Source organism: Candidatus Abyssobacteria bacterium SURF_5 (assembly GCA_003598085.1).
GTDB lineage: Bacteria > Abyssobacteria > SURF-5 > SURF-5 > SURF-5 > SURF-5.
Genome location: QZKU01000055.1, coordinates 22,935 through 28,934, shown reverse-complemented (window position 1 = coordinate 28,934; position 6,000 = coordinate 22,935). Strand labels below are relative to the sequence as shown.

Here is a 6,000-nt window from a genome sequence, read left to right as displayed (position 1 = left end):
AGATGATACCACAAAAAGAGGCTATTGTCAACCATAAATTAATATCTTGAACTATAGTTCAACAACTTTAATCGTCGGACAGTCTCACAGTCCCCTTCGAGCTTCGGGGACAGGCACCATTCTATCCCGCGAGGCGCCCTGCTGAAGCAGGGTTAAGAAACGGGATTTCGCTGCGCTCAACGAGGTACTTGAGATAATTCCGTAAATGGAGCCAGTCCCCTGCGCGTTGGGTAAATGGAGCCAGTGACCTTCGCGTTGGGCCAGTGACCAAGAAGTAATAGCCCCGCAGGAATGACGGCCCAAAGAGCGCCAGCGCTGGATAACTTGTAATAGCGCTGAACTGTTCTTAATATTCGCTAGACCCCGGTGTGTCCGAAGCCGCCGTGTCCGCGCTCGGTCGAATCGAGTTCGGTCGCTTCCTCGATGGCTGCCTGGATTACGGGCGCAATGATCAGTTGAGCGATGCGATCGCCGCGCTTGACGTGGACCGTTTCCTTTCCCAGGTTCACCAGCAGCACTTTCACCTCTCCGCGATAGTCGGCGTCGATAGTTCCGGGTGCGTTGAGGATAGTCAGGCCGTGATTCATGGCGAGTCCGCTTCTTGGGCGCACCTGGCCTTCGTATCCGGCGGGAATGCTGAAGGCGAGTCCTGTGGGGATACGCGCCGATTGGCCGGGCGCGATAGAAACCGGTTCCTCGACGGCGGCGCGGAGGTCAAACCCCGCGCTGAGCCGGCTCATTTTCTCCGGCAGCGGCAGGTCTTGATTGTGGGGCAGCCGCATTACTTTGACGGTAATCATCAATGGATTCTTTCAGTAAAGGCTTTGTTTTTTAACCGCAAAGGCGCAAAGAGCGCGGAGGAAACATACAAGAGAACATGTCTTTGCGGTTGAATATTCTTTTCGGTAAATGCGTTGCCCGGACTTTCTCGTTTCGGAAACAAGATTTAATCAAATCGACATCGGATTCAAACTATAGTTCTCTGACTTCGAGTTTCTTGATCGGTCCGAGGGCGACGACGTTGAGCAATTCGTTTCGAAACAGGTCGTTGGCAAGCCTGAGGATATCGTCGGCGGTCACGGCATCGATGTGCTTCATAACGGTCGAAAGGGTTTCGACGCGGCCAAGCGAGAGGATCGAGCGAGCCAGGCGGTGCATGCGGCCCGAAGTGCTTTCGAGCGAGAGAACGATGTTGCCTTTTAGCTGTTCCTTTGCACTTCGGAGTTCGTCGTCGGGCACCTTTTTTCTCTTGAGCGAGGTCATTTCGTCGAAGATTATATCCGCCGCCTTCTGTGTGTGTTTCGGGCTCAAAGCGGCATAGACGCCGACCAGCCCCGTCCGCTCATATGAGCTCACGAAAGTGTTTACCTGATACGCAAGCCCTTCGTCCTCTCTGACGCGCTGATAGAGTCTTGAAAGGGGGGAACCGCCGAGGATATTGACCAGCAGGTTGAGCGGATAGCGCAACGGGTCGTCGGCGGGCACGCCGGGCAGTCCGAGAGAGAGATGGACTTGCCCGATTTTGCGAAAAAAAAGCTTTTTGATTGCGCGCACGTTCGGCGGGTCGTACACGCGGCGGTTATCGGTTCCTTCGATTCCGCCGAAATGCCGCTCGAACAGGTCCTTGAGCGCATCGTTATTGAAATTGCCGGCGGCGGCTATGAGGATATTCGAGGGGACGTACCAGGTGCGGTAGTAGTTCTTGACCGCCTGCAAGTTGAGTCGCGCAAGCGAGCGTTTGGTGCCGGTAATGGTGAATCCGAGGGAATGTCTTCGCCAGATAACGGCCGAGAGCAAATCGAGCACGTGCTCTTCCGGCGTGTCGATATAGGACTGGATTTCTTCGGCGATGACGGCTCGTTCCTTTTCGAGATCGGGGAACGTGGAGTTGATGAGGATGTCGGCCAGGATTTCGGCCGCGAGATCGATATGGGTATCGAGGATTCTGCTGTAGAGCGTTGTATATTCGCGGCTGGTAAAGGCATTGGCGGAGCCGCCCACCCCCTCGAGCGACTCCATGATCTGCCGCGCGGTGCGGGTTTTGGTTCCCTTGAAAAACAAATGTTCGAGCAGGTGCGAAACTCCGTTGTTCTCCCTGGTCTCGTTGACGGAACCAACCCGCATCCACACCCCGAGCGTGGCCGATCTGAACTGGGGCAGCCGCTCGGTAATTACCTCAATACCATTTGACAGGTGGTAGCGCCTCAGCAAGTCAGACTCCCACACCGAGCTCTTTGTCGGCGGCCCGTTTGCTGAGATTGATCCGGTTTTGCCTGTCGATCTCGATGCACTTCACGGTGACGGTATCGCCCTCGTTCAGCACATCTTCGACTTTATGAACGCGCTTGTCGCTCAATTCCGAAATGTGAACGAGTCCCTCTTTCCCCGGCAGGATTTCGACGAAGGCGCCGAACTTGAGGACGCGCTTGACCTTGCCGGTGTAGATTTTCCCGACTTCGACTTCTTCCACGAGTGCGCGTATCATGTTGTACGCCTTCTCGCCGGACTCCGGGTTGACCGCCGCAATCAGGACACGGCCGTCGTCCTCGACGTTGATCTCGGCGCCGGTCTCGCTCACGATGCTGCGGATTATGCGGCCGCCCGGTCCGATGACGTCCCTGATTTTCTCGGGATCGATCCGCATATGAATGATCTTCGGAGCGTGCCGTGAGATCTCAGCTCTTGGTTGAGCAATGGCTTCGAGCATCTTGTCCAGGATGAAGATTCTGCCTTCGCGCGCCTGTTCGAGCGCTTTTGAAAGCGTGCCGAGATCGAGTCCCTCGGTCTTCACATCGAGCTGGAATCCGGTGATGCCGGTCTTGCTGCCCGCGACCTTGAAGTCCATGTCGCCCAGATGGTCTTCGACGCCGAGGATATCGCTCAGGATAACGGCCTGATCGCCCTCTTGCACGAGTCCCATCGCGATCCCGGCCACCGGCGCCTTAATGGGGACGCCGGCATCCATGAGCGAGAGTGTGGCTCCGCAGACGGTAGCCATTGAGGACGAGCCATTGGATTCGAGGATGTCGGAGACCACGCGGATGGTGTAGGGGAACGCTTCGAACGTCGGCATCATGCTGGTGATGGATCGTTCTGCGAGGGCGCCATGTCCTATTTCGCGGCGTCCCGGACCTCTGATCGGTTTCACTTCGCCGACGCTGAACGGCGGGAAGTTATAGTGGAGCATAAAGGTCTTCTTGTATTCTCCGAACAGCTCGTCCATGATCTGCTCGTCGGTTGAGGTGCCGAGCGTGGTGGCAACGAGCGCCTGGGTCTCTCCGCGGGTGAACAGCGCCGACCCGTGCACGCGCGGGAGGATGCCGATTTCGCAGGTGATCGGCCTGATCTGAGTCGGTCCGCGGCCATCGGCGCGCACCTTCTCCTCGAGGATCATCTTGCGCATCAGGCCCTTCTCGAGGTCATGGAAGGCGGCATTGACCTGCTTGAGCTGATCTTCGGATGCGTCCTGGAACTGTTTGGTGATCTCCTCGAGCACGGCAAGCGTCTGCTCCTGGCGCTTCTGCTTGTCGGCGATCCGAAGAACTTCGTTCAGCCGGGCGATCGCAAGCGAACGAACCTGGTCGACGATGCCCTGGTCGAGCGTCACCTGCGGCTGGGGAGACTTGAATTTTCCGCACCGGCCTACCAGTTCTTCCTGAATCTTGATCGTATCTTTCAGCATCTGATGGCCGAATTCAAGCGCGGCGAGCATCGTTTCTTCATCGACTTCTTTCGCGCCTCCCTCGACCATCAGGATGGCGTTCTTTGTTCCAGCGACAACGATATCGATATCGCTTTGTTCCAGGTCCTCCTGGGTCGGATTCGCGGCAAACTCGCCGTTGATTCGGCCGACTCTGACCGCGCCCACAAGCCTGGTAAACGGAATTTGTGAGACGGCGAGCGCCGCAGACGCCCCGACTATCGAGAGGACATCGGGGTCGTTTTGCTGGTCGTGCGAGATGACGGTGGCCATGATTTGCGTTTCTCTGATCCATCCGTCGGGGAACAGAGGCCGCAGCGGCCTGTCGATCAACCTGGATGTGAGCGTTTCCTTCTCGCTTGGTCTTCCTTCACGCTTGAAGAAACCGCCGGGAATTTTGCCTGCCGCATATGTTTTCTCGCGGTAGTCGACCGTGAGCGGCAGGAAGTCGATTCCCTCGCGAACATCGGGCGAAGCGACGACGGTAACGAGGACGGCCGTATCGCCATAGAAAACGGTGACGGCGCCATCGGCTTGTTTGGCCATTCGGCCGGTTTCAAGTATGAGATCGTGTTTTCCGAGTTTGGTTTGGGTTCTTTCAGTCATTCCAACTTTCTCCAATTTGTATTAGGCACATTTATGTGAAATCGGCGCCGTTGCGTCGAGCAACGGGCGCGAGTTGCCTCCCGGGTGTCTTGAGGACGCGGGAAAAGGTCATTATCTTCTCAGTTTCAGTTCGTCGACCAGTTTGCGATAGCGCTCGACATCTTTCTTTCTCAGATAATCCAGCAGGCTTCGTCTGCGCCCGACCATCTTGAGCAGTCCCCGGCGGGAATGGTGGTCCTTCTTATGTTTCTCGAAATGGCCGGTCAGCCCGTTGATACGTTCCGTGAGGAGGGCGACCTGCACTTCGGCCGAGCCGGTGTCTCCTTCGTGTACCTGGTGTTTCTTGATGAGGCGGTTTTTTTCTTCCTTGTTCATAGTCATACAGAAGTGTCCTCCTTTTGATGGTGAATCCCCATTCCCCAGTAGGCGTCGGAGTATCGCCAACCGAGCAAATGGTTCCGAGGCTCAACTGCGGTTACTTGTCAGTCAGAGCATCAATACCGGGAAGTGTCTTCCCTTCAAGCATTTCAAGTGAAGCGCCGCCGCCGGTCGAGATGTGCGACATCTTGCCGGCCAATCCGAATTGCGTCACGGCCGCGGCGGTATCACCACCTCCGATTACCGATATCGCGCCTGATTGCGCGATTGCTTCCGCTATTTTTCTGGTTCCTTCCGCAAAGAGCGAAATCTCGAACGCGCCGAGAGGGCCGTTCCAGACAATTGTTTTTGCATCCCGCAGGGTGTCTGAAAACAGGGTAATCGTTTTCGGGCCGATATCGAGCCCTTTCCATCCGTCGGGAATATCCTTTTGCACTGTTCTTACTTTTGCATTTTCGCTTAGCGTGTCGCCGATAACGTGGTCGACCGGCAGCAGGAACTGTTTTTTCAGTCTTTGCGCCTTTTGCATCACCTCGCGAGCGACGTCGGTCTTATCCGGTTCGAACAAGGAATCGCCGATTTTCACGCCGTTTTCATGCAGGAACGTATAGGCCATCCCACCGCCCACAAGAAAGATGTCGGCTTTATCGAGCAGATTATTTATCGCATCGATCTTGTCGGATACTTTCGCGCCGCCGAGAACGGTAACAAACGGTCTGACCGGTCGTGAAAGGACCCTCGAGAAATATTCGATTTCCTTGGCCATCAGGAATCCGGCAGCCGACTGCTTGACGAATCGGGTGATGCCTTCGGTGGAAGCATGAGCGCGGTGAGCCGTTCCGAATGCGTCATTGATATATACATCGGCGAGCGCGGCCAGTCTCTTCGAGAACTGCTCGTCATTTGCCTCTTCCTGCGGGTGGAAACGCAGGTTCTCCAGCAGGACGACTTCACCCGGCTTCATCTCGTTGACAGCTTTTTCGATCTTGTCGCCGACGCAGTCATCGAGTTTTCGAACCGGTTTCCCGAGGAGTTCGCCCAGACGATGCGCCACAGGATCCATCCGGTACTTGTCGACGATTTTTCCTTTCGGGCGGCCAAGGTGCGACGCCAGAATCACTTTGGCGCCGCGTTCGACCATATAGCGTATGGTCGGCAACGCGGCCGAGATCCTGGTATCATCGGCAACTTTTCCGTCATCGAGAGGAACATTGAAATCGACCCTGACGAACGCGCGCTTCCCATCCAATGCTACATCTTCGACTGATAGCTTATTCATGAAGGTTTCCTCTGCGAATCCGTTGGCTCAGCGGCCT

At 56.0% G+C, this 6,000-nt stretch carries 5 protein-coding genes; all 5 read right to left on the bottom strand.

The window, feature by feature from the left end; all coding sequences use genetic code 11:
* Positions 1-356: 356 nt before the first annotated feature.
* Positions 357-800, bottom strand: coding sequence for a dUTP diphosphatase (locus C4520_07965; protein ID RJP22642.1), 444 nt, complete (start codon positions 798-800; stop codon positions 357-359).
* A gap of 172 nt (positions 801-972) precedes the next feature.
* A complete protein-coding gene (locus C4520_07960) occupies positions 973-2,226 on the bottom strand; it encodes an insulinase family protein (protein RJP22641.1) in 1,254 nt (417 codons plus the stop codon).
* Positions 2,213-4,306 carry a polyribonucleotide nucleotidyltransferase gene (gene pnp / locus C4520_07955; protein RJP22640.1) on the bottom strand — a complete coding sequence of 698 codons (2,094 nt, stop codon included), beginning with the start codon at positions 4,304-4,306 and terminating at the stop codon, positions 2,213-2,215. Before pnp ends, C4520_07960 begins: the two co-directional genes overlap by 14 nt.
* Before the next feature lie 111 nt (positions 4,307-4,417).
* Positions 4,418-4,687, bottom strand: a complete 270-nt coding sequence (locus C4520_07950; protein RJP22639.1) for a 30S ribosomal protein S15 — start codon at positions 4,685-4,687, stop codon at positions 4,418-4,420.
* 94 nt (positions 4,688-4,781) lie between these two features.
* Positions 4,782-5,963, bottom strand: coding sequence for a phosphoglycerate kinase (locus C4520_07945; protein RJP22638.1), 1,182 nt, complete (start codon positions 5,961-5,963; stop codon positions 4,782-4,784).
* Positions 5,964-6,000: the final 37 nt, after the last annotated feature.

Bases quoted from the DNA above. Each gene is read 5' to 3' on its own strand.
- C4520_07965 (RJP22642.1), bottom strand. From the start codon at position 800: ATGATTACCGTCAAAGTAATGCGGCTGCCCCACAATCAAGACCTGCCG.
- pnp (RJP22640.1), bottom strand. From the start codon at position 4,306: ATGACTGAAAGAACCCAAACCAAACTCGGAAAACACGATCTCATACTT.
- C4520_07950 (RJP22639.1), bottom strand. From the start codon at position 4,687: ATGACTATGAACAAGGAAGAAAAAAACCGCCTCATCAAGAAACACCAG.
- C4520_07945 (RJP22638.1), bottom strand. From the start codon at position 5,963: ATGAATAAGCTATCAGTCGAAGATGTAGCATTGGATGGGAAGCGCGCG.